This window comes from Paenibacillus montaniterrae, from assembly GCF_018403185.1.
Lineage (GTDB): Bacteria > Bacillota > Bacilli > Paenibacillales > Paenibacillaceae > Pristimantibacillus > Pristimantibacillus montaniterrae.
Window position 1 is genome coordinate 161,164 of sequence record NZ_BOSE01000010.1, and the last position, 23,718, is coordinate 184,881.

A 23,718-nucleotide genomic window follows, 5' to 3' on the forward strand; every position below is an offset into this window, starting at 1 on the left:
TAAGTAAATATAGTTCTATAAACAAACTATTCGGTGATAGAATAGTTTCATTATCAAACTAATTTTGAAGGAGGTGTTGAACATGACGTCAGATCGCGTAATGGCTGAAATTGTCGAGCGGTATGAACGAGCCACGTTTTTAATTGAAAGGCGTCTCTTTAGCAAGGTTAAAGATGCACTGCCCAATGATATGACGCCGGAACAGCTATTTATTATTCGCTATCTGATGCGCAATGAGCTTGTAACTTCGTCAGAGCTTGCCGATATGCTGTGTGTTGGCAGGAGCACAATTACTTCCATCTGTAACAGGCTGGTCGACAAAGGCGTCATTAAGCGAATCCCGAGTCAGGAGGATCGGCGCGTGCTCTATTTGGCGCTGACGGAGGCAGGCTACAGTGAATGCGAAGTAATAGAAAGAGCGATCTACGACATCATTCAGCCTTATTTGGACAGAATCGGGGAGCAAAAAGGGTTTGAATTTATTGCGGTGCTTGAATATGTCGCTGAAGTGTTGAAGTATGATGTGGAATAGGAGATAGGAGGGCAAAGGATTGAAGGCAATATTAAAAGCGAGATGGTTAATGCTTGCCGCTTGGCTGGTTGCAGCGGTTGTCATGCTGTTCGCAGCACCTAACCTGGCAGAGCTGGTTAGAGAAAAAGGACAGATTACAGTACCTGAGCAGTATTCTTCCTCGTTAGCTGAAAAGCTGCTGCAGGAAAAAGGCGGCGACGCAAGTGGCGGCAACTCTACGGCGCTAGTTTTTTATGAGCAGGGCGGCTTGTCGAGCGGTCAGCAGGAGGAGGTCAAGCAGGCTATAAAGCTGCTGGAATCACAGCAGAACGAGCTGGGCATACAGTCGATCACGACGCATTTTGACGACGAGCAGTTAGCCAGTCAGATGATGTCAGAGGATGAGTCGACCATTATTGTTCTGCTTGATGTGCAGCTGGGGGAAAAGGAAATAGAAGTAGCAGTCGAGCAGCTTTATGAGGCATTAAGCTCGATCGAGGTTGAACATTACTATACAGGTAGCTGGCTCATTAACCAGGATGTTGTGCTTAGCTCGGAGGAAGGACTTAAGCGTACCGAGCTGATAACAATCGTATTTATTTTAATTGTATTATTCCTTGTATTCCGCTCGCTCGTCGCGCCAATCGTGCCGCTATTGACAGTGGGCTTGTCTTATCTTGTATCGCAAGGCGTAGTCTCCTTTTTGGCAGATCGCGCAGATTTTCCGCTATCGACGTTTACTCAAATCTTTATGATGGCGGTTATGTTCGGGATTGGAACCGACTACTGCATTCTCATTATTAGTCGCTTTAAGGAAGAGCTAAGCAAGCATGGCGACAAGCAGGAAGCTATATTAGTGACATATCGCACAGCTGGGCGCACCGTTATCGTTTCTGGCATTGCGGTGCTCGTTGGCTTCAGTGCGATCGGATTTTCTACATTTATATTGTACCGCTCGGCTGTAGCGGTAGCAGTCGGCATTGCCGTTATGCTGGTTGCGATCTATACGGTTGTTCCATTCTTCCTTTATGTACTCGGAAGCAAGCTGTTCTGGCCGATGAAGGGCAAGCTGGAGCATGGCCACAGCAAGCTATGGGATAAAGTAGGCGCATTTTCGTTAAACAGGCCAATGGCAGCCTTATTAATTGTAGCGATTATTATTGTGCCGCTGCTGTTAACGAAGGATGATCTTGTTTCATACAATTCACTCGATGAAATCGGTGAAAAATACGATTCGGTTAAAGGCTTTAACATTATCGCCGACAATTTTGCACCTGGTGAAGTGATGCCAACAACGGTTGTCATTAAAAGCGATAAGCCGTTTGACAACTCAGCAGGCATGTCGATTATTGAGCGGACATCACGCGCGTTGCTGCAGCAGGAAGGCATATCCGCTGTGCGCAGTGCAACGCGACCGTTAGGCGAGGAGATGGAAGAATTCCTTGTTGCCGATCAGGTGGAGCTGCTTGAGGACGGCTTGGCGCAAGGCCAGGACGGCCTGGTGGAAATAAGAGATGGCTTGGCTGAAGCAGAAACGGCGCTATCCGAGCATACGCCGCAGCTGGATACGGCAATTACAGGAGCGGATGAGCTTGTTTCAGGCAGCAAGCAGCTGCAGGCAGGCGTTAATGAGCTGTCGAAGGGACTGACTGAGCTGAGCACAGGCATGCAGCAAGGCACACAGTCTGCCGAGCAGCTGGAAGCAGGTCTTAAAGAGCTGGAAACTAATGCGGCTCAGCTGGCCAATGCAAGCGATCAATTGCTGCAGGGCTATCGTGAGCTTTATTCCGGCACGCAGGAGCTGTCAACTGGCTATACCGCAATTGCACAGCAGCAGGAAGCGCTCGCTACAGGACTAACTGGGGTGCAGCAAGGCATGCAAGCATTGAAGGATCAGCATCCTGAGCTTGAGCAGGATCCAACCTACATTGCTCTTGCGAGCTCGCTGCAAGAGCTGTCAAGCGGCGCGGCTGCGTTATCAGCTAGCATGAACGAGCTGAATCAAGGCTTGAAGGGCATTCTCAACGGCTTTAGCGAGGCGAATACAGCCCTGGAGGCTGCTAGCGGCGGACAGCAGGCCTTTTCAGAGGGCATGAAGCAAGTGACAAGCGGGATGAGCGCACTGCGTCAAGGACTGCAGCAGCTTGCGGCAGGCTCCAAGCAGGGCAGCGAGCAAGTACCGCAATTAGCTGAAGGGCTTGGCGGCATAGCTGTTGGCGGCGAGCAGCTGCAGCAGGGCTTTGTCGATATCCAAACGCAGCTCGAGGAATTGACTGAGGGCTTGGCGCAAAGCGTTGATGGTCTGGGTCAAGTCACGGACGGCTTTAGCTCGGCGGAGGCTTATTTGCAAGGATTGATTGAGGCTCCAGACAAGCAGCTGGCTGGGTGGTATATGCCGCCTGAAGTCATTACAGGTGAAGATTTCGAGCCAGTGCTGGCACAGTATATGTCCGAGGATCGCCGTATTATTACGCTAGATGTCATTATGGAGGATAATCCTTATTCACTGGCCTCCATTGATGTAATTGAAGGACTGTCTGCAACTGTAGAGCAGCAGCTGGCTGGAACTGAGCATGAAGACGCTGAGGTTCAGATCGGCGGCGTGACGAGCATGAACCATGACTTGAAGGAAATGAGCGGCGAGGATTATTCCCGTACTGTAACGTTAATGCTGATCGGGATTTTTATTATTTTGCTGCTATTGTTCCGTTCTGTTGTTATTCCGATTTATGTCGTATTGTCACTGCTTATTACGTATACGACCTCGCTGGCTGTAACCGAGCTAATCTTTGTAGATATTGCCGGCTTGTCAGGCGTAAGCTGGGCCGTGCCGTTCTTCGGCTTTGTTATGCTGATCGCGCTAGGTGTTGACTACAGTATTTTCCTCATGGATCGCTTTAAGGAAAATGCCGATATGCCGCCTGCAACAGCGATTCACGAGGCAATGAAAAGCATGGGCTCAGTCATTATGTCTGCGGCGATTATTTTGGGCGGTACATTCGCAGCGATGCTGCCTTCGGGAGTTATGAGCTTACTGCAAATTGCGACGCTTGTCCTGTGCGGACTTTTATTGTACGCGCTAATTATGCTACCATTATTTATACCTGTAGCCGTAAAGCTATTTGGGAAATATAACTGGTGGCCGTTTGTAGGCAAAAAGTAAAAGAGGGTTGCATGGATGAAACCAGTCATGGTTGTGTTTACTGGAGGAACGATTGGCAGCACGAAACAAGAGCATGCCATTGATGTGAATAGCTCAGGCTCTTATACGATCATTGAGCAGTATAGGGAGCTGTATGATGGGCAGGCGGCATTCGATTCGATGCAGCCAATGAACATTTTAAGTGAAAATTTGCTGGTAGAGCAGTGGTTGAGCTTGGCGCAAAGCATTCGCAGCATACCGCAGGAACAATATGCGGGCATTATTGTTACGCATGGTTCCGATACGCTCGCATACAGTGCGGCGATGCTTGGCTACTTATTGTCAGCGACGCAAATTCCGATTGTGTTAATAGCAAGCAACTATCCGCTGGAGGATGAGCGCGCCAACGGCATGCGCAATTTCAGACAGGCGGTGCAATGGATCGAGCAGGAGGCGCCTGCTGGCGTGTTCGTCGTATATGAAAATGACAAAGGCGAGAGCAAGCTCTACCTGGCGACAAGAGTGATGCAATGCGAGACCTTTACCGACCAGTTTCGCAGCCCGTACGAGTTGACGCTTGGCACGCTGCAGGAAGGCAAACTGCTTCCACAGGCAGACGCGCGCAATCCTTCTCTTGCTCAGCTGGCGCCGGCTCAGCATCGCTGGGTCGATGAGCTTGCTGAATTGCAGCAATTGGCTAGCGATATCCTTTATATTAAGCCTTATCCGGGCTTGAATTATGACTACTATCAATGGGAGCAGCGGAAACCGCAGGCGATCGTACATGATCTGTACCACTCGGCTACGGCTTGCTCGCTGCCGCAAGGCTCGGCATCCTTGCCCGCTTTTATCCGCCGCTGCAAGCAGCAGGGCATCGACGTGTACTTGACGCCGGTCAAAAGCGAAAGTGAAGCGCAGTATGCTTCGACCACTGCGCTGCTGGAAGCGGGTGCTGTGCTGCTGCCAGGCATCGGGCCTGAAGCGGCACTGACCAAGCTCATGCTGGGATACTCCCTGCTGTCAAGCAGTGATGACATTAAAGCCTTTATGATAGGCGAGGAGCTCTACTACGAGCTGCATCGCGAGCAACAGTCGTAGCTTAAAGAAGAAGGGGTGTTCAGAAAGTCAGCTTTCACTGACTCTTTGAACACCCCGTTTTTTTGCATCCTATTAATCTGTGTTTTTCACTTCATCCGGCTTAAGCGGCAGGCTGTTGACGTAGCTGTCTGACAGCTGCAATAGCTCTAGCGCGCGCTGGAATTCCTCTTCGGTTGCGATTCCGTTTTCTGAGCTGCTGCCAGAAAGCGAATAATGCTTGCCATCATCGTAGCCGCTGCCTGACAGGAACAGCTCCTCGCTAGTCAGGAATGAGCCTGTTGGCAAATAGTAGCGCTGTGGCAATAGATTATCCTCGTTATTGAATATATCCTGTCCGAAATGAATTTGATCCTCAAGCGAAATGTCCATCAAGTTGGCAATTGTCGGCAATAGATCGACTTGGCCGCCAATTTGCTCAAAAACCTTGCCTTCCGTAACACCATCATTAATGACAACGAGCGGAATATTAATCATATCGGTATACGTGTAGTCACGTCCATAAATTTCCTTCATTAGCTCAAGCTCGCCTGAATTAAGCGAGTAAATTGGCAAGCCGAGATGATCGCCATAAATAACAATCAAGCTGTCTTCCCATAAGCCTTTTTCCTTCAAATCCTCGACGAACTCGCCAAGCGCCTTGTCGGCATAATTTTGTGCAATCAGATAGTCGCCAACAAGCGTATCTTCATATCGCTCTGGCAATGTGATCAGCTTTTTGTCGTCCGGCATTGTGTACGGATGATGCGCAGTCATCGAAATGACCTGAGCATAAAACGGATTGTCTGCTGCATCCATTTCCACAAGCTTGTCGACGGTTTTGCGATAAAGCACATCATCGGATGCACCGAAAAATACGGTATCTTCCTCGCCGAAAAATTTAGCATCATAATAATGATCGAAGCCTAGTGATTCGTACAGCTCGCCGCGATTCCAAAACTCTACGACATTCGTATGGAACGTCGCGCTTTCGTAATTGTGCTGCTTAAGCAATTTTGGCAAGCTAGGCAGCTCGCGATCGGCATACATTTGAGTAGCAGCGCCGCGAGGCGGAATATAAAGCGACGAATTGACAACGTACTCAGCATCGGATGTATTGCCTTGACCTACCTGCTGATAAAACTTATTAAAATAATAATTCTCATTGATCAGCTTGTTGAAATTCGGAGTAATTTCCTGTCCTTCAACCTTAAGATTAACAACAAAATTTTGCAATGATTCCATTTGGATGATAATAAGATTTTTGCCCTTGGCCGAGCCCTTTAGTATTGGCTGCTCAGACGGCTTAATGTTTTTAATGTCGTAAATAGTTTGCTGGGTAATTTTTTCTGGTTCAACAAATTCCTGATCCTTGTTAGAAAAGATCATATATGCTTCGTAGTTTAGAATGCCCATTTGCTCAGCTTTTACGATTTCATTCATGCTTGCGCGGTTTGGCACGATATTAAATAAGCAAGCAATTAGCGAAACAGTCATAATCGACAGCGCTACCTTGCGGCTGCTAGGCTTGTTAACCTTCATCTTCCAGTCCATATCGCCTTTTTTCTTAAACAAGAGGACAGCGAAAAATACGATATCTGTAAAAATAAATAAGAAGTATGGATCCATCAATGAAAACACACTATTTTTTACCGCAGTTACTTGATTGACTTGTGCAAGTGCAAAGTATGTTACAATGACACCATAGTACTTGTAATACATGATCACGGCAAATAAAATAGTAGTCATGAGCAAATTCGCGATCAAATAATAAAGCATCTTTCTCTTCTTCGCGAAAGCTTCAATTAAACAGAAAACAATAAGCACAAATGGCAGCTCTTTTAAGAGCAGTGCCCAAGACGCGCCATTCTCAAAAATGACGAACCAAGCCAAAGCACTTTTTAGCAGCATGATCAACGAAAAGAATAAAATCGGCCGCATACTAAGAAGGCGTTTATAGCTATCGTTTAACACCATACATCCTACCCTTCATCTAACTTATATATTCATGAAAGCTTCATAGATGATATAATACTTACTTATTATGCTGTTATGTGTCGGCAATGTCAAAATCAATTAATTGTAAATTGCTCACAATTTAGCAAAGCAAGCAACGAAATAATAAGAATCGCCGCACTTTTCTTAAATGTGCTCGGCTTTTCGGGTGATCGCACAAGGAGGCAACATAGACATGAAATTAGGCAAGCTATTATTATTTTTACTATCTCTAGCCATATTAATCGCAGTAGTGGTTTATTTTGTAGATCAAAAACAGAAACAAACGGCAGATATTCCTGTAAGTGAGTCGGAAGATAATATTAATAACGAGTTAACGCCTGATAAAGTTTCACCTGATGGACAAGATAATCCAACGCCTACTGATTCAGTTGATTCAGGCAAGCAGGAGGAGCAGCCAGCAACTAATGAACCTGATTCTACGGAGCAGCCAGCAACAGAAGAACCGGATCAGCCGCAGCAGATTGAACCGGATACAGATGCAGAAAGCATAAGTGTAATCGTTAATCCGAATTACAAGCTGCCAGATAATTACGAGCCAGAGGATCTCGTTTATCCGAATGTCCGCTTTATTTTTGAAGAAAAGATCGAAAAACGAATGTTGCGCGAGGAAGCAGCAGAGGCGCTCGAAAAGCTGTTTGAAGCAGCCGAGGTGGACGGCATCTATTTGGCTGGTGTATCCGGCTATCGTTCACAGAGCACGCAAACCGCCTTGTTCAATCGCTATGTCGAGCGAGACGGCTATGATAAAGCAAAAACCTACAGTGCAGAGCCTGGCACCAGTGAACATCAGACAGGACTGGCAATTGACGTAACAAGCAGCGACGGCAAATGCGCGGCGCAGGATTGCTTCGGCGGAACAGTAGAAGCGATCTGGCTGGAAAACAATGCTGCCGACTACGGATTCATCATTCGCTATCCTAAGGGCAAAGAGGATATAACAGGCTATAAATATGAGCCTTGGCATTTGCGTTATGTAGGAGTGGAGCTGGCACAGCAAATTGATGAAGAAGGTTTAACCTTGGAAGAGTATTACGGTGCCGAGCCAGTAAAGCGTTGAACTGCATCCTACCTGTGAAGGAGAATTAGTGAATGATTATCTGGCAGCAGATTTATATGATCATTACAATTCTTAATATTATTCTTGCCATGGCCATCATTTTTCTTGAGCGACGCAATATTAGTTCGACATGGGCATGGGTAATGGTATTATTTTTTATTCCTGTTGTAGGCTTCATTCTTTACCTTATCCTTGGTCAGAAATTTAAAAAGCGCAAGCTCGCCAAGCTGTTAGGGATTACGCCAAGCATGATCAGTGATTTGGTTAAGGAGCAGCATCGGCAGCTCAAATCGGGCGAATTGGATTTTGCAGGGCCTGAGGTTGAGCACTATGCGGACCTTATTTCGATGAATCTTACAACGGGTTACTCGCTGTTCACTTCGCGCAATGAAGTCGATATTTACACCGATGGCAATAAAAAATTTGATGCTTTAATTAAAGATATTGAACAAGCCCAGCATCATATTCATCTCGTTTATTACATCGTTCGGGATGATGAGCTGGGACGACGGCTTATGGGAGCGTTGACGAAAAAAGCGCGGGAAGGCATAGAGGTCAGGTTTTTGTATGATCATATAGGAAGCTCTAATCTGCCTAAAAAGTTCTTTAAAGAATTTCGTGCGGCGGGCGGGCTGGATGCTGCGTTTTTTCCGTCACGCATTCCTTACCTGAACTTTAAAATAAATTTCCGCAATCACCGCAAGCTGGTCGTGGTGGACGGACAGGTTGGATATATCGGAGGGTTTAACATTGGCGATGAGTACTTGGGCTTGAACAAGCACTTTGGCAAGTGGAGAGATACTCATTTGCGGATTAGAGGAGAGGCCGTTCTGCAAATGCAGGCCCAATTTATTATTGATTGGAGCATGGCATCTTCCAACAAGATTGAATTTAGCCCTGCTTATTTTCCAAGTGATTATCCACAGCCTTCCAATCATATCGGCATTCAAGTTGTCGCCAGCGGACCTGATTCTGAATATCAGGAAATTAAAAACTCCTATATAAAAATGATTTACGCAGCAAAGCAGACCGTATATTTGCAAACGCCATACTTCGTTCCCGACAGCAGCCTGCTTAACGCCTTGCGAACGGCGGCACTGTCCGGCAAGGATGTTCGGCTTATGGTTCCTAGCAAGCCGGATCATTTCTTCGTATTTTGGGCGACGCAGTCTTATTTGGAGGATTTGCTTTCTTGCGGAATTAAAATTTATTTGTATGAAGCTGGCTTTCTCCATGCCAAAACCTTGGTTGTCGATGGCATGGTCGCCTCAGTCGGCACGGCAAATCTGGACATACGAAGCTTTAAGCTCAACTTTGAAATGAACGCCTTTATTTATAATCAAGAGGTAGCCACCCGCCTGGAAAATATCTTTATCGAAGACATGAAGGCCTCTCATTTGCTTACTCTAGAGGAGTATCAGCGGAGGCCGCTGTTTAATCGGTTTAAGGAGTCGATATCAAGACTATTAAGCCCAATCCTTTAGAGGTGGTTTAAAAATCCGACTTTGATGACGATGTAATTGCGTTGTCGTGGATTCGACGGCGAATCTTGGACGCTAGCGAAAACTCCGGTGCTCACGTAGCTTTGTGCCTACGCTGCGCTCCTCGTTTTCTACTAGCGTCCAAGCTTCTTGGTCCTGAAAGCCGAATTTTTAAACTTTTATTGGAAGAGAGGATGTTTAAAAATCCGACTTTGATGACGATGTAACTTCTCTGTCGCTTAGTCGGCGGCGAATCTTGGACGCTAGCGAAAGGTTATGCTTCTGTAGTATGTTTCCTACGGAAACATTTTAGGTGCTCACGTAGCTTTGTGCCTACGCTGCGCTCCTCTCCATCTAGTATCGTACCATCTTCTTGGTCCAGCACTCAAAAGCTACAGCGGAGGAGCTAAGCATCCGAAAAACGCAGTGGGTCGCCTTTAACATCGTAATGCTACCTTACAAATTCCAATATGAGAGCATTACGATTTAAAAAGCGACTGTAGGATGCTTAGCTCCGGAGCGCTGATATGCTGCTGTCAATTGTCGCGCAAAATATGGCGATTGACGCAGCTTTTATACTATTTCCTGGGAAATGATGTCGAATGATGCATTCAGGAAGTTTATTGCATTGACGTGACCTCTAATTAGATTTATACTAAGTCTAATATTTTGAAAGGCGGCAAAACTATGGCTCAAAAACTCAATTTGACGGTACAGCGAAGAGCAATTCTTGAAGTCGTTCAGGAATCACATGATCATCCTACTGCGGCTGATATTATTGAGCGTTTGCGCGAAAAAGGCTTTAACTTTGCCTATGGTACGGTATACAACTCTTTACGCTATTTAACTGAGGTTCAGTTGATCCAGGAGTTGAAGCTGGGCGAATCGGTAAGTCGTTATGATGCGCGTACGGAGGAGCATCAGCATATTGTATGCACCTCCTGCGGCAAGGTAGAGGAGGTTCTTGTAGATATTCCGCAGGCATGGCTTGATCAAGTTTCCGAGCAAACGAAATACCGCATTCAGCATCCCCATATTGTGATGGAAGGGTTGTGTGAGCAATGCGCGACCAAGCAATAGACGCTGATCGACTTCTCGAAGACAATAAGGTATGCAACTTGACGAAGCGAGTTATGCTCGTTAGTCCGCTGCCTGAACGAGTGAATGGTCTGTTCGTTTCGCTTTCGATTGCTTGCTTTGATGTTTTTTCCTTGCATGAATTTAACGAGAGCTTGCTGTCATCGCTCAAGCCGGAGCTGATCATCTATGATGCCTTGCCGATGATGAACTCCTCGCATGAGCTGGAGCAGCTGAAGCGAGATCAAGCGCTGCTGCGCAATGTGGTTAACAATCATATTCCACTCCTTATTTTGCTGGATGAGCATGCCTTTAACGAGCGTGAGCAGCTAGGGGTGACGGGAAGCGAGTGGTTGGTATGGCCAGCTGAGGCTGAACAGGCAATAGAGCGGATCAATCGATTGCTTGAGAGCCAGGCCAGCCTGACCAGCTTGCAGGATGTGCTGCTGTATAAGGATCTTAAGGTCGATCTGAAGCGGATGATTGTCAGCAAGGAAGGCGAGCGAATTGAATTGACGAAAACAGAGTATGATTTGCTCGTGCACTTTCTAACCTCGGACGGCTCCGTGCAAACAAGAGAGCTGCTGCTAGATATTATTTGGGGGCTGCAGTTTTATGCGGGCAGCAATGTTGTGGATGTGCATATTAAAAGCTTGCGTAAAAAGCTCGAGGACAGTGCTGTAGATCCGAAGTATATCGCGACGGTGCGAGGTGTCGGCTACCGTTTGGCTGATCAATAAAATGCAGAGCGGCGCAATAGCCATTTCTCAGCTGCAACTCCATAGCAGCTGCTCAAATACGAAAAAGAGCATTTCTTGCCCGCGGCCGCGGATAAGAAATGCTCTTTTTACTGTATAAGCGGAATTATGCTGATCATTTGCTATATATGAGGAATACTGCTTATTGCGGTGAAGAATTAAGATCATGGCCAATCGTCGCATATTGCGAGGATACGAGCCAGAAGTTAAAGATAGAGCGCAGCAGTGGCAGCAGCTGATACAGAATAAAGCTAATCAAGCTAATCCATATCATCGAAAGAGCATGGACGGACAGGCTAATCAGGCCGTACATCATCACAATAACAGCGCCAATGACAACTACCTTAACGACATGCTTCATGCCTTTTTGCAGCGATTCCAGCAGCGACAGCTGGGCACCGATGCCGAGCTGAATTAAGTAGCTAATTAGACTAATTGTGACAACCCACAGCAGAAACAGCAGCCAAACCCAGCCAGGCTTCTGTAAAATCGCGTACACGGCTGATGGATTGGCTTGAATGGAGAACAAGGGACGAATAAGCCATAGGAATGGCGCGATAATTGCAACACTCTTTATCCAATAGATGATTGTCATTGGCTTCCAGCAAGCGGCAATTCCTTTGCGGAATCGGGTATGCGGCTCGCCGCTGCTCATTCCATGTATGCTATAGTAAATCCCGCTTTGTAGAATTGGAGTAATAAGCATACGCAACGCCAGCAGCGCGATTAATGCGTACAAATAAGGCACAATCATATCTGTTTTCAGCAGCTGGAATTGAATCTCCGCCCAAAATAACTGCAGCGCGTCTGCATTCATCGAGACAGCTGGATAACGCTGTAGCAGCGGCGTTACGATATGGTCGATAGCTCGAAACAGCACAATGCCCCAGATTGCTTGATACATAAAGTTCAGCACAATAATTTTGAAATGCCGCCTTGTAATGCTCCAGCCCTGACGCAGCTTTTGAGACATATAATCACCTCCTTAAACTTTTCATGTAATCAGCTGGATATGCTTCCTGTAAATGAAAAGTACATCGGAAGCATAAGCTCAAACTTTTCATGTAATCAACTGGATATGCTTCCTGTAAATGAAAAGTACATCGGAAGCATAAGCTTAAACTTTTCATGTAATCCTTTGGATATGCTCTACCAGCTTAACAAGCGAAGAAGAGCATCGAGCAAGGAAGTCGTAGTAATGGCTACCGACTTGCGTTCCTTTTCCGGCAGCTCTGCACGAATAAAATTGTTATTAAGCTTAGTGTCCAGCATATTGCTTTGGTCAGGGTCGAGTTGAATATAAAGTAATGGCACCTCTGAACGCTCGACAAAGTGAACATTAGCTTCCTCACCAATTTGCCACGCCTTGCGTACGATCGAGCCGTCGGCATATACCAGTTCTATCGGCACATTGCGGTTCACTGCACTGTTTTGCTGCAGCAGGATGGTGTATTCATAAAACTGCTTGTTCATTTCTTCCTTCTGCCGCGCTTCGATTTTCGTAACAGCCAGATCATTGGTTTCGCTGGAGTAAACATGACGGTCAAAATAGTCCTGCCATGATTGCTTCGTTACTTGCTCAAGCAGCGCCTGGAACTGCGCAGTTGTTGGATGCTTGAAGCGGTAGGCCTGGAAATAGCTGCGCATGACCCGGTTCATTTGATCAGAGCCGATGATTTGTTCAATGTCGAGCAGCAGCAGCTTGCCACGCATGTACACATTTTCAGCATAATGCTGATGGTCTTTATATTCCCATGCATTGAGCTTCAGCGGTGCAGGGTCAGTCAAATAGACGGCTTCAATACGATGATTGGTAGTGACGCCATACGCATTTTCCATAACCTTTTCCTCGGCGTATGATGTGAAGGCTTCATCCAGCCAAGCTTCCTCGAACTCATTGTTGGCGACGATGCCATACCAGTACTGATGTCCGATTTCGTGCACAACCGTCCGCTCCAGCTCATAGCCTGGACTTTTTTCGTCAGCAGCCAGTGCTGTAACGAGTGTCGGATACTCCATGCCACCTGCCCCGGAAGCGCCTCGTGGCGGAACCACGATCGAAAGCGTGTTGTATGGGTAGCTGCCGTAATGCTTGCCGTAATAAGCGAGTGCTGATTTGGCGGCGTGCAAATACCGCTCTGCCAACGATTCATGCTCCGGATCGACATAAAGCTTGATCTTTACGCCCGGTATGCTTTCAGTTGAGAAGGAGGTTTCATGCGTAATGAAGTCAGGCGAAAGCGCAAAAGCAAAATCATGCACGTCCTCGGCATAGAAATGAACAACCTTGCGTCCTTGTCCAAGATTGGCAACCTTTGTCTGCATGCCTGTCGCTGCTACGACATAATGCTCAGGAACGTGGATTTTTACACTGTAGACGCCAAAATTGCTGTAGAACTCTGAATTCCCGTGATACTGATGTACATTCCAGCCTTCCTCTGCGCGGTTTCTCGTGCCGGCAGTTTCATATGCGGCAACTTTAGGGAACCATTGTCCGGCCATAATAAAATCTCCGAAATAGCCCATACGCGCAAAAACTTCTGGAAGCTTGACCTCAAACTTGAGCCGCAGCGTAACCTCCTCGCCAGGCGCAAGCGGTTCGATCAGGCGGAAGGTAGCGACGGTCCGATCTTGTTCATTGGCATCATCAGGCGAAACGTATTTTAGTCGCGGCAGCAGGTTTTCCCCTTCAAGCGTTTCAAGGCTTGTCAGGTTAATATAGCCCTCGCTGTTTGCCGTTGCCTGATCAGAACGAAGCTTGCCGCCAGACTCCTTCATGAAGGTCGTTTCTGATGATTGGAAGGCATTGGCATATAAATGCAGGTAGAGATCGGTTACCTGCTTTTTGCCTGGATTGCGCCAGGTGAAAATTTCTTCTCCTTCTAACATGCGTTGCTCTTCATTCAGACTGACTTGTATGTGATAGTTAACGATACGCTCGCTTAGCGCCGGTTGAGAGCTAATAGTTCCTAATTCATGGTTAATCGGCAGCGAGGTAGAGGGCTTGGACTCATTGGAAGCAACAGCAGCCATTGCAGGCGCCGCTTCTATGTTGACTGGCGTCAGCGCATACGTATATCCTGATTGCCATGCATGCTGAAATTGATACGGCCAAGTAGCAAACAAGAATACAACAATGAGTAAACCAAGCAATAGAAAAGAGTGTGGCTTTTCAGACATCGTATGATTCCCTCCCGTTGACAAGCATCTACAGCATGTATATGTTGGCTTTTCCAATAATATTAGCTAAAATAGAATTATTGTATGGGAAGGTGTGAGAAAAGTGACTGAAGATAAAAATCAATCCGCACAACCAGAGAAAAAGGAAAAGAAAAATCTTGCTCTGAACGTAGTGGGCAATAAAAAACATAAAGGCTTTGGAGCAGGCTCTATCGATTTAAGTGATGTAGCTTGTGTTATGATTGATCAAGGCGTTGCTTATATTGATGTTGGCGCTATGCATGCCAAAAGCAAAATCGAGCGCGGCATTAAGTTTACGCCCAACAAAGAGGATACGCCCAATGGCCGCCCTTGCTGGATTGTATGGGTAGCGGTTGAACGTTCAGAGGAAGGTGCCTACTATGCTGGCGCAACTTCCTGTGAAATGCTAATTGACAGCGAGGCTAGACGAGGCTGGAAAATTCTTGCCGACCATGTCAATCGCCTTGATGCTGCGATTAAGCGCCGCTTTATGCTTGATAATATAGGCCCGGAGGAAAAAGCAGCACTGCGCAAGCTGCTAATGGAGCATAATATTGAATGGTGGGATCGTTCGCCAGAGGAGCTTAAAAGCTTGCTTGCCGAATAATCTGTTTCGTCCAGCATTCGTATCGTTTTGTATCATCATAGCGCATTCTACTTCTTCTTTTGCTTAAGGAAAGCACAAGCAGCCTTAAGCAAAAGAAGTTTTTTTATTTATTTTGAAAAAATGCGCAGTGGTACTCGTGTTGAGATTCGTCTATTACGATGAGAAAGGGGGGAGAGCAAGATTAATGAGCAGGAGTGGTTAAACAAAATTTTTACAGGTGGTGCGGCAGCCTATAAAGATTTTGTTAAGTCATACTATGACTATGTATACCGAACGGCTTATGCAGTGCTGCATCATCATCAGGATGCTGAAGATGTGGCGCAGGAAGTGTTTGTTCAAATCTATCGTGCTCTCCCCGAGTATCGCAATCAAGGCTTGAAAACATGGATTACGCGTATAACCGTTAATCGTGCGATTGATGCACGCCGAAAGCAGAACAGGCAAAAGGTGATCGTTGCAAAGGATGAGGAAGATTTCCATACGCAGGCAGAAGAGCAATGGAATGAAGCGCTTTCGCTCGAGCAGCAGGTGCTGCTGCAGGAACGAAAAGCGATGATAAAGGAGGAGCTGGAGCATTTGCCCGAGCATTACAGGGAAGTGATCCAATCCTTTTATATGGAAGAAAAAAGCTACGAGGAAATTGCAGTTCAGCATGGCTTGGAAAAGAAATCAGTTGAATCGCGCCTCTATCGTGCGAGATTATGGTTAAAGCGGCATTGGAGAAGGGAGGACTTTGAATGAAGGAAGCGAAGCTGCACATTACGGATGAAGAAATGCAATTATATATTAGGAATAAATTATCCGATCATCACAGGCAGCGGGTCGAGCTGGAGATTCAGTTGTGCGAGACTTGTCTGGAGCGATTTATATATTGGAATTGCCATGAGGAGCTTTCTTCTATTCCTCAGTCTGAACATGCTGCTGAACAGATTTCACTAATCATTCAAACCGAGCAAAAGCGCGGGAAGCGAAAATGGATTCAGCATCCATTTGCTCAAGTTGCAGTCGCAGCCGCCATCACATTACTGCTTGTTGGTTCGGGTGCTTTAAGCTATATTTCGTCCTCTTTATCAATGCTGGAAGAACAACGGCTGCAGCATCAGATTGAGCAAAAAATTGATGATGAGCAGAATCCAATATCTGAAGAGGAGCTCGATCAGCATTCCAATTCAGAGCGCTGGATGAACAAAGCGAAGAGCTGGATTGAAAAGCTTCATTCGATCCGCTTTGATAAATAGCTTGAGAATGAATAAAGATAACATGTAGACAAGGAGAGTGAATTATGAGAACGGAGGCGAAAAGCCCACTGGTAGCATTTTTGCTATCTTTTATTCCCGGAGTCGGGCATCTTTATATCGGCAGAGTATTTCGCTTTATATTATATGCGGGCGGATTCTCGGCTCCAATCGCTTTTCTGCTGCTCATCGCATTAATGGAAGGCTATACTGATGAAACATTCATTTTTGTGATGCTATTGATTTCGGTGTTTTTCGGCGCGATTAATTTTCTCGACATGCTGGTTACCATTGCAGGCGGCAAGCATAGCGCCTTTCGACCGCAAGCTGAGCTGCACAACGGCATAATGGTGGAGGCCGACCCGCTGACCTATATTGAGCAGCAGGAAAAAGCGAAGGTGATGATGCTGTCCATTGTGCCGGGGCTGGGTCATATGTATATGGGGCTTTTACAGCGCGGCATCACCCTGTTGATTACATTCGCAGCAAGCTTTGGTATTGTACTGTTTACCGCTGTTGTGCTGGACGCGCCAATACTCCTTATACTGTGGCTGGCACTGCCCATCATATGGATTTACGGCATATTTGATGCGATGAGCCTGCTTAACCGCAAGCAAAAAGGAGAAGATTTGGTAGACCAGTCGCTATTTGTATACATTGAGCAGCACCTGGCAAGCGGCAAAAAAAGCCGCGGCGCAGCGATGGTGTTGTCGATTTTTCCCGGCGCGGGACATTTATATATCGGCTTGCAGCAGCGCGGCCTGCAGCTAATGGGCTTGTTTTTGCTAGGGGTATTTATTATGGATCAGCTTCGCTTGACATTATTTTTATTTTTGCTGCCGATGCTGTGGTGCTATGCATTTTTTGATGTAATGGTTCAACTGCGCAGGCTTGATGAAGATCAGATCAAGGACGATCCTATCGTTATGTCAATTGCTCCATATCAGCGCTGGATTGGCGCCGGACTGTTAGTAGTCGGCATTTATTATTTGCTGGATCGGGTGGCAAGAAGCTGGATCGAACACTACTTTCCTGCATGGATGTCGCAATATTACGAAATTAAATATATGCTGCCGACGGTCGTGATCGCGTTTATATTAATTTTGCTGGGCATCAAGCTGTTGTTTGGAACATCCGGCTCCAGCAAAAAATATAGGAATAAGGGGGAACAGTAATGCAGACTTCTTATTCGGAGCAGCATACTTCCCGGCAGCAAACATCCGGGCACCATACAATGGAAGATGATAAAAATATACTGCTCAAGGACAGAGTATGGAAAATTGGCACCTACTCCATGGGGATAACATTAATCGGGATTGGTCTTGCCTTTGCAGCTTCATTATGGCAGGCTGTAACAGCCTACGAGCTGCTGCTGTGGCTGGCGCCTATTATATTTATTGTTCTGGGACTAGAGCTGATGATTATCCATGCTCCACGATTTTCACGCAAATACAAAATAGAATACAACTGGCTCAGCTTGTTTTTTGTTGGCTGTGTAGGGGTAGGAGCACTTATTTTGGCTGCTGTTCTTTCAACGGGTGTGCTGGATGAGGTTAACGAGGCATTTAACATAAAAGATCGCAGCATTTATATCGAAGAAAGCGCAGAGCTGAGCGATCAGTCGATAGAAAAGGTTGTCATAAGAAGTCAGCTGGGCTATGAAGTTCGGCAGCAGCCTGACATTAATGAAATTTCCTTGCTCGGCACTGTACAGTATGAAGCGCGTGATCCGGTTAAGCTGGCCGATCAGCAGCTGCTAAAGACTAAACAGGTCGGCAATGTGCTGTACATTTTCATTCAAAATTTGGAGTATGAAAGCAATCACTTTGCTTCCAGCTATGTTCGCAGTCAGCTTGTGTTGAACTTGCCTGACCACCTGGAAGTAGAAGAGTAGTTGTGCCTGTTGAGGCTGTCTGAAAATCGAGAGGCTAGTGCAACCTTCACTTGTAGCCTTTTTAGGGATTTTCTGGACAGCCGCTCTTTTTTTATCCTGACCTAATAGAAAGTAAAGTGTGTGTCAATTAATATAACGCAAATTAATAGATTTGTTAAGTGTTAATAAATAAATTCTTAATGATTATAAGCCGAATACAAAAATAAAAAGCGTATTAATTTAAAGAAAAATATAGAAAATGAAAGATAATATCATTTGAATACGCTTATTTGATGGTTATTTAACTTTGTTAACTTATCTAACATAATTTATAGTACTCCTCAGATTGATAGATTACTAGACAATGGGAGGACTCAGATTATGGAAAGTATCGGTAAAAAATCATGGGTGAAGAAGGCGGTCGTTCCAGCAGTTTTAGCGGCCGCTTTAGTTGTATCGATGAACTTTTCTGCAATAAGCAGCTATGTAAAGGCAGCAACCAGTCCAGCTTCAACAAACTTTGAAATTCCCGCGGTTAGTGCAGAGCATCAAGCAAATGAAAATCCGAACGTAATCGTAATCGGTACGGGCGGTACATTGGCTGGTGCAGCAACCAATGGAGATAAAACAAGCTTTCAAAGCTATCGTGCTGGCACGTATCCGATTCAGGATTTGGTGGATCAGCTCCCAGGCAAAGAAAAAATTGCGGACGTATCGACCTATCAGTTCGGCAATAAAGGCTCAGGCGGCTACACAATCGCTGATTTGTACGATCTTTCGTTAGCGGTTGATCAAGCGTTGGAAATGTACGACGGAGCGGTTGTCACAACAGGCACCGATACGATGGAGGAGATCGCTTATTTCCTTGATCTAACGGTACAAAGTGAAAAACCGGTTGTCGTAACAGGCGCAATGAGACCGTGGGATGTCATTGGCACCGACGGCCCAGCCAATCTGTACCAAGCGATCAAAACAGCAGCCAGCGGCAAAACAGAATGGTTCGGTACGGTCATTATGCTGAATGATGTTATTTTTGCAGCTCGCGATGTAACGAAGTCCAACACGCATCGCATGGATACATTTGATTCTCCGATGCTAGGCGCGCTTGGCTATGTAGACGATGCCGGCGTTCGCATTTACCGCGCACCAGCACGCGCCGTACATGCAGGAACGGACAAATGGTCCTCGCCTTTTGATTTGACGCAAATTAGCAAGGAGGACTTGCCGGCAGTAGAAATTGTATACAACTATCAGGAAGCAGGTGGCGGAGCTATTACAGGCTCTGTTGCTGAAGGAGCAAAAGGGATTGTCACTGCGGGAACAGGAGCAGGCGGTATTTCCAGCAAGCTTAGCGCAGCTAGAGCGACAGCTATCAGTGAGCATGAGGTCGTGTTCGTATCGACTTCCCGCACAGGCTCAGGCTCCGTGTACAGCTCTGGAAACGGCATTGTTTCAGGCGATAATCTTGATCCGCAGCATGCGCGCATGATGCTGCTGCTATCGCTGGCCTTTACGAATGAGCTTCCTTATGCTGATAAAGTAACGAAGGTTCGTGAATGGTTCACGACATTTGGCACGCAAGAGGTTGAAATTTCGGTTGACGCGGAAACTACGGTTCTTGTTACACCAGAGGCTGAAGCGGTAGAGACGGCTCCTGAAGCTGAAGGCTCGCAGCAAACTGAAGCCGAGGAAAGCGAGCAGCCTGCTGTAGAAGAGGAGCAAGCAGAAGCGCCGGCAGCACCATAATGAAAGAGGAGCGTGAAGGAAATGAGCATGACTCGCACAAGCGTTAGGAAGCGTCTCTTTCTTTCTCTCCTCGTCGCTGCGCTTTTAGCAGCTACATGGAGCGTTGGCAAAGTTAGCGACGTACTTGCAGCAACAGACACAGCAGCAGCGGAAGCGGAGGTGACGGTACCCGCCTTTCCAATTCCGGCAATAAGCGCCCAGCATCAAGCCAATGAAAATCCGAACGTGATCGTAATCGGCACAGGCGGCACATTGGCTGGTGCGGCAACGAATGGAGATAAAACAAGCTTTCAAAGCTATCGTGCCGGTACGTATCCGATTCAGGATATGGTGGATCAGCTTCCGGGCAAGGAAAAAATTGCTGATGTCTCGACTTATCAATTTGGCAACAAAGGCTCAGGCGGCTACACGATCGCTGATTTGTACGATTTGTCGCTAGCGGTCGAGCAGGCGCTGGAAACGTACGATGGCGCTGTTGTGACAACAGGCACTGATACGATGGAGGAGATCGCTTATTTCCTTGATCTGACGGTGCAAAGTGAAAAGCCGGTCGTTGTGACGGGCGCAATGAGACCATGGGATGTGATTGGCACAGACGGGCCTGCCAATTTGTATCAAGCGATTAAAACAGCAGCAAGCGGCAAAACCAAATGGTATGGCACTGTCATTATGCTGAATGATACCATTCATGCAGCACGTGAGGTTACCAAGTCCAATACGCATCGCATGGATACATTCGAAACTGCTATGTTCGGCGCGCTTGGCTATGTGGATGACGCAGGTGTACGCATGTATCGCTTGAACGGACGAGCGATGAAAGCGGGCACTGAGGAATGGAAGACGCCGTTTAATTTGAAGACAATTAATAAAAGTGAGTTGCCGCTAGTAGGGATTGTGTACAACTATCAGGAAGCAGGTGGTGGAGCGATAAAAGGGCTTGTTGCGGAAGGTGCAAAAGGAATTGTTACTGCTGGAACAGGAGCAGGCGGCATCAGCTCCGCGCTTTCAGCAGCACGCGCAGCCGCTGTTCGCGACAATGGCGTCGTATTCGTCTCTACCTCGCGGACGGGCTCAGGCTCCGTGTACAGCTCCGGCAATGGCATCATTTCCGGCGACAATCTGGATCCGCAGCATGCACGGATTATGCTAATGTTAACTTTGGCGTTTACCGATGATTTTGAGCAAATGAAAGCATGGTTTGCCACTGTAGGAACACAGGAGGTGGAAGTTAATGTCGAGCAGGGAGAAGAGCCAACGCCAACGCCGACTGCTCCGCCTGTTACGAGTCCACCTGTTACGAGTCCGCCAGTGACAAGCCCGGCACCGACTACCCCTGGTGAAGGAGTGCCGACGCCAACGCCGACCTCAACGCCAACAGCAAGCCCTGATCCAGGAGAAGAAATCCCGGATATAGTCTTTACGGATACGAAGGGGCACTGGGCTGAACAAGCGATAGCTGAAGCGGTCAGTTTAAAAATTGTAGAAGGCTATGCCGACGGCAGCTTTAGACCGAACGGCGATGTTACTCGAGCCGAGTATACAGTTATGCTGATGCGTCTGCTGGGCACGACAGAGGACTCCGTCTCACCAACCGCATTTACTGATGAGACAGCAATCGGTCCATGGGCGAAGCCGGCGGTAGCTGCAGCGGTAAGCAAAGGAATTATTACCGGATACAGCGACGGCTCATTCCAGCCGAATCGCAATATTAACCGCATGGAGCTTGTCCTGATGGCTGCAAGAGCGATGGAGCTGGATAGCTCGTCATTCAGCTCGACCACATTTGCCGATGATCAGCAAATTGCGGCGTGGGCCAAGCCAGCGGTAGCCGCTGCAACTAGCAAGGGCATTATTCAAGGCAAAGCAAATAATCGCTTTGACCCGACCGGCACAGCAACCCGCGCTGAAGCCATCACGATTATACTAAATATAAACAACGCACGATAACGCATAGAATCGTCCTTTCGCAAAATGGTTGCAATATGCTTCCATTTCAAAGAAAGGACGATTTTTTTATAGATTGATGCGGATAGGGTAACATTAAATTATTGTTATAATCTAAAAACTGTTGTATTTGATGTCGTTTCATTAGTCCATACAATAAGGATGCAAGCAAGACATATACAAGAAAGGGGTAGCAATAATGAAGCGAACTGTTAAAGGAACGAAGACGGTTGTTGCTGCACTGGCTGTGGCGCTGGCTGTTACAGGCTGCGCCGGCGGTACAAACAATGCGGGCAATGAATCCGCTTCAAATCAAGGAGACGCAACGACTGAAAGTCCAGTTCTGACGAATCCGAAAGACTTCAAATTTGATCCGCCTGTAAATGTATCGACAGGAATTCGCTGGTCGGCACAAGGAGAAAATGAATTCAAGGAAGGGGAAACGATCGAGGACAACTTTCATACACGTTGGATGCGCGATTCAATGGGCATTAACCTGAGCTTTGACTTTGTCGTGCCTAATTTGGAAGATTACGAGACGAAGCTTCGCTTGATGATGGCAGGCAACCAGAAGCTGCCGGATGTGTTCACCTCGAAGGTTGAAATGGTAAGCGATATGATCTCTGCTGACAAAATTCAGCCGCTTGATGAATATATTGATCAATACTTGTCCGACAATCTGAAAGCGATTTACGAGAAATATCCGGATGTCTTGTATCCTGTTACGCGTGACGGCAAAATTTACGGACTGCCAAACTTGTACGCGATGGACGAAGGCACAGTTATGTGGGTGCGCGAGGATTGGCTGCAAAATCTAAACTTGGAAGCGCCTACAACGATTGATGAGCTGACAGAGGTGCTGCGCGCCTTCACGGAGGATGACCCTGACGGCAACAATCAGGACGACACGCTTGGCATGGCCGTTTCCTTGAAGGAAGGTCCATATAACTGGATGTCTACGGCAGATGGACTTGTCGGCGCATTCGGCAATCATATGCCTTCCAAGTATATTTGGGAGTATTGGAATCCTGATGAAAATGGCGAGCTCGTGTACAATGCCATCCAACCGAGTGTTAAACAATTTCTGGCACAAATGAGAGATTGGATGTCCAAAGGATATATTGATCCGGAAGCGGGCATTAAGGATGCAGGTAAAGCGAGTGAGATTGCGGCAAGCGGTCAAGCCGGAATTATATTCGGACCGCCATGGATGGACGGTTATCCGCTAGGCGGCGTAGAAGGCTTCAAGGCATATCCGCTTCCGTCAGGTCCTGACGGACAGCAAGCGCGTGCTGAAAAAACGATGGTTAGAGACTATCTCATTTTCAACAAGGACTTCAAAAATGTGGACGCGATCTTCGGCTACATTAACAAGATTTATGCTGCGTACTTCGGCGAGGAGGATCCTCATTTCGATGAATCGCTGCGTCACGGATGGATGGAAGGCTACGACTACGTAACGCATGAAGGAAAGGTTTATCGCAGCAATTTTGCCGAGCATGGCGTGCCAAGCGAGAAATGGCCGAAGCCTGGCGATGACACCGTAACGTACGGTTTGACACTGCCGTTTCTGAACGGAATTGTGCCTTTCCAAAGTGACGCTGCATTCCAGAAGTTCCTCGATAATCCGGATGCAGAGCCGGCCAATATGGCGGAAATTAGCGTATCGAAAGCAAAACCGCGCATGCTGGAGGCTGGTCTTGTACGTATTTCGCAAAATGAAAATACAATCGTCAACTACTTCAACGGCCCGCCTACGAAAACGATGGTATCTAAAGGCGAGCTGCTAATTAAGCTGATGACTGAAAGCTATTTGAAAATCATTTACGGCAACGAACCGATCGACTACTTTGATACATTCGTGCAGGAGTGGAAGAAAAACGGCGGAGATGAAATAACGAAAGAAGTAAATGAATGGTATAAGAGCGTGACGCAGTAACGAAATATTCGCTAATAGATAGACAGGAGGGGGATATCCCCCTCCCCATTCATA

The 23,718-nt window shown here is 46.8% G+C and carries 18 protein-coding genes; 15 read left to right on the plus strand and 3 right to left on the minus strand.

Going from position 1 to position 23,718, the window contains the following annotated elements:
• The first annotated feature begins 82 nt into the window (after positions 1–82).
• The 3 genes from KJS52_RS22010 to KJS52_RS22020 are packed head-to-tail and all read left to right on the plus strand — an operon-like array spanning position 83 to position 4,751.
• Positions 83–532, plus strand: a complete 450-nt coding sequence (locus tag KJS52_RS22010) for a MarR family winged helix-turn-helix transcriptional regulator (protein WP_213519444.1) — start codon at positions 83–85, stop codon at positions 530–532.
• Between the two features lie 19 nt (positions 533–551).
• Complete coding sequence (locus KJS52_RS22015; protein WP_213519445.1) at positions 552–3,674, plus strand: MMPL family transporter; 3,123 nt, start codon at positions 552–554, stop codon at positions 3,672–3,674.
• Positions 3,675–3,689: 15 nt separating this feature from the next.
• Positions 3,690–4,751: an asparaginase gene (locus KJS52_RS22020; RefSeq protein WP_213519446.1), complete on the plus strand. Its 1,062-nt coding sequence runs from the start codon at positions 3,690–3,692 to the stop codon at positions 4,749–4,751.
• Between the two features lie 72 nt (positions 4,752–4,823).
• Here the strand turns inward: KJS52_RS22020 and KJS52_RS22025 are convergent, their stop codons facing one another.
• The gene (locus KJS52_RS22025) at positions 4,824–6,704 is read right to left on the minus strand and encodes an LTA synthase family protein (RefSeq protein ID WP_213519447.1); all 1,881 of its coding nucleotides are present in this window, start codon (positions 6,702–6,704) and stop codon (positions 4,824–4,826) included.
• A gap of 214 nt (positions 6,705–6,918) precedes the next feature.
• Here KJS52_RS22025 and KJS52_RS22030 point away from each other — a divergent pair, with 214 nt between their 5' ends.
• The 4 genes from KJS52_RS22030 to KJS52_RS22045 all read left to right on the plus strand — a co-directional run bounded on the left by KJS52_RS22030 (position 6,919) and on the right by KJS52_RS22045 (position 11,101).
• Entirely contained in the window at positions 6,919–7,803 is an 885-nt protein-coding gene (locus KJS52_RS22030; RefSeq protein ID WP_213519448.1) for a M15 family metallopeptidase, read from the plus strand.
• A 32-nt stretch (positions 7,804–7,835) separates the two neighbouring features.
• Positions 7,836–9,287 (plus strand): cardiolipin synthase, encoded by a 1,452-nt coding sequence (gene cls, locus KJS52_RS22035; protein WP_213519449.1) that lies wholly within the window; start codon positions 7,836–7,838, stop codon positions 9,285–9,287.
• A 684-nt stretch (positions 9,288–9,971) separates the two neighbouring features.
• Complete coding sequence (locus KJS52_RS22040; RefSeq protein ID WP_213519450.1) at positions 9,972–10,364, plus strand: Fur family transcriptional regulator; 393 nt, start codon at positions 9,972–9,974, stop codon at positions 10,362–10,364.
• Positions 10,346–11,101: a response regulator transcription factor gene (locus tag KJS52_RS22045; protein ID WP_213519451.1), complete on the plus strand. Its 756-nt coding sequence runs from the start codon at positions 10,346–10,348 to the stop codon at positions 11,099–11,101. Before KJS52_RS22040 ends, KJS52_RS22045 begins: the two co-directional genes overlap by 19 nt.
• Positions 11,102–11,261: 160 nt before the next feature.
• Here KJS52_RS22045 and KJS52_RS22050 read toward each other — a convergent pair whose 3' ends face one another.
• Positions 11,262–12,092: a hypothetical protein gene (locus tag KJS52_RS22050; RefSeq protein WP_213519452.1), complete on the minus strand. Its 831-nt coding sequence runs from the start codon at positions 12,090–12,092 to the stop codon at positions 11,262–11,264.
• A gap of 176 nt (positions 12,093–12,268) precedes the next feature.
• The gene (locus KJS52_RS22055) at positions 12,269–14,299 is read right to left on the minus strand and encodes a M1 family metallopeptidase (protein WP_213519453.1); all 2,031 of its coding nucleotides are present in this window, start codon (positions 14,297–14,299) and stop codon (positions 12,269–12,271) included.
• 103 nt (positions 14,300–14,402) lie between these two features.
• On the opposite strand from KJS52_RS22055, the gene KJS52_RS22060 reads away from it, so the two are divergent.
• From KJS52_RS22060 to KJS52_RS22095, 8 genes are all read left to right on the plus strand, one after another.
• Positions 14,403–14,927, plus strand: a complete 525-nt coding sequence (locus KJS52_RS22060; RefSeq protein WP_213519454.1) for a YwhD family protein — start codon at positions 14,403–14,405, stop codon at positions 14,925–14,927.
• Positions 14,928–15,107: 180 nt separating this feature from the next.
• Positions 15,108–15,668, plus strand: a complete 561-nt coding sequence (locus KJS52_RS22065) for an RNA polymerase sigma factor (RefSeq protein ID WP_213519510.1) — start codon at positions 15,108–15,110, stop codon at positions 15,666–15,668.
• On the plus strand, positions 15,665–16,165 hold the full coding sequence (locus tag KJS52_RS22070; protein WP_213519455.1) for a hypothetical protein: 501 nt from the start codon (positions 15,665–15,667) through the stop codon (positions 16,163–16,165). The genes KJS52_RS22065 and KJS52_RS22070 overlap by 4 nt, the downstream gene beginning before the upstream one ends.
• Before the next feature lie 44 nt (positions 16,166–16,209).
• Entirely contained in the window at positions 16,210–17,337 is a 1,128-nt protein-coding gene (locus tag KJS52_RS22075; protein ID WP_213519456.1) for a hypothetical protein, read from the plus strand.
• A complete protein-coding gene (locus KJS52_RS22080; RefSeq protein ID WP_213519457.1) occupies positions 17,337–18,056 on the plus strand; it encodes a YidH family protein in 720 nt (239 codons plus the stop codon). The genes KJS52_RS22075 and KJS52_RS22080 overlap by 1 nt, the downstream gene beginning before the upstream one ends.
• A 360-nt stretch (positions 18,057–18,416) precedes the next feature.
• Positions 18,417–19,781 carry an asparaginase gene (locus tag KJS52_RS22085; RefSeq protein ID WP_213519458.1) on the plus strand — a complete coding sequence of 455 codons (1,365 nt, stop codon included), beginning with the start codon at positions 18,417–18,419 and terminating at the stop codon, positions 19,779–19,781.
• A 21-nt stretch (positions 19,782–19,802) separates the two neighbouring features.
• Positions 19,803–21,728 (plus strand): asparaginase domain-containing protein, encoded by a 1,926-nt coding sequence (locus KJS52_RS22090; protein WP_213519459.1) that lies wholly within the window; start codon positions 19,803–19,805, stop codon positions 21,726–21,728.
• Positions 21,729–21,924: 196 nt separating this feature from the next.
• Positions 21,925–23,664 carry an extracellular solute-binding protein gene (locus tag KJS52_RS22095; protein ID WP_213519460.1) on the plus strand — a complete coding sequence of 580 codons (1,740 nt, stop codon included), beginning with the start codon at positions 21,925–21,927 and terminating at the stop codon, positions 23,662–23,664.
• Positions 23,665–23,718 lie beyond the last annotated feature (54 nt).

Excerpts from the sequence above, each read along its gene's own strand:
- KJS52_RS22010 (WP_213519444.1), top strand. The coding sequence starts at position 83 with ATGACGTCAGATCGCGTAATGGCTGAAATTGTCGAGCGGTATGAACGA.
- KJS52_RS22020 (WP_213519446.1), top strand. The coding sequence starts at position 3,690 with ATGAAACCAGTCATGGTTGTGTTTACTGGAGGAACGATTGGCAGCACG.
- KJS52_RS22025 (WP_213519447.1), bottom strand. The coding sequence starts at position 6,704 with ATGGTGTTAAACGATAGCTATAAACGCCTTCTTAGTATGCGGCCGATT.
- KJS52_RS22030 (WP_213519448.1), top strand. The coding sequence starts at position 6,919 with ATGAAATTAGGCAAGCTATTATTATTTTTACTATCTCTAGCCATATTA.
- cls (WP_213519449.1), top strand. The coding sequence starts at position 7,836 with ATGATTATCTGGCAGCAGATTTATATGATCATTACAATTCTTAATATT.
- KJS52_RS22040 (WP_213519450.1), top strand. The coding sequence starts at position 9,972 with ATGGCTCAAAAACTCAATTTGACGGTACAGCGAAGAGCAATTCTTGAA.
- KJS52_RS22045 (WP_213519451.1), top strand. The coding sequence starts at position 10,346 with ATGCGCGACCAAGCAATAGACGCTGATCGACTTCTCGAAGACAATAAG.
- KJS52_RS22050 (WP_213519452.1), bottom strand. The coding sequence starts at position 12,092 with ATGTCTCAAAAGCTGCGTCAGGGCTGGAGCATTACAAGGCGGCATTTC.
- KJS52_RS22055 (WP_213519453.1), bottom strand. The coding sequence starts at position 14,299 with ATGTCTGAAAAGCCACACTCTTTTCTATTGCTTGGTTTACTCATTGTT.
- KJS52_RS22070 (WP_213519455.1), top strand. The coding sequence starts at position 15,665 with ATGAAGGAAGCGAAGCTGCACATTACGGATGAAGAAATGCAATTATAT.
- KJS52_RS22075 (WP_213519456.1), top strand. The coding sequence starts at position 16,210 with ATGAGAACGGAGGCGAAAAGCCCACTGGTAGCATTTTTGCTATCTTTT.
- KJS52_RS22080 (WP_213519457.1), top strand. The coding sequence starts at position 17,337 with ATGCAGACTTCTTATTCGGAGCAGCATACTTCCCGGCAGCAAACATCC.
- KJS52_RS22085 (WP_213519458.1), top strand. The coding sequence starts at position 18,417 with ATGGAAAGTATCGGTAAAAAATCATGGGTGAAGAAGGCGGTCGTTCCA.
- KJS52_RS22090 (WP_213519459.1), top strand. The coding sequence starts at position 19,803 with ATGAGCATGACTCGCACAAGCGTTAGGAAGCGTCTCTTTCTTTCTCTC.
- KJS52_RS22095 (WP_213519460.1), top strand. The coding sequence starts at position 21,925 with ATGAAGCGAACTGTTAAAGGAACGAAGACGGTTGTTGCTGCACTGGCT.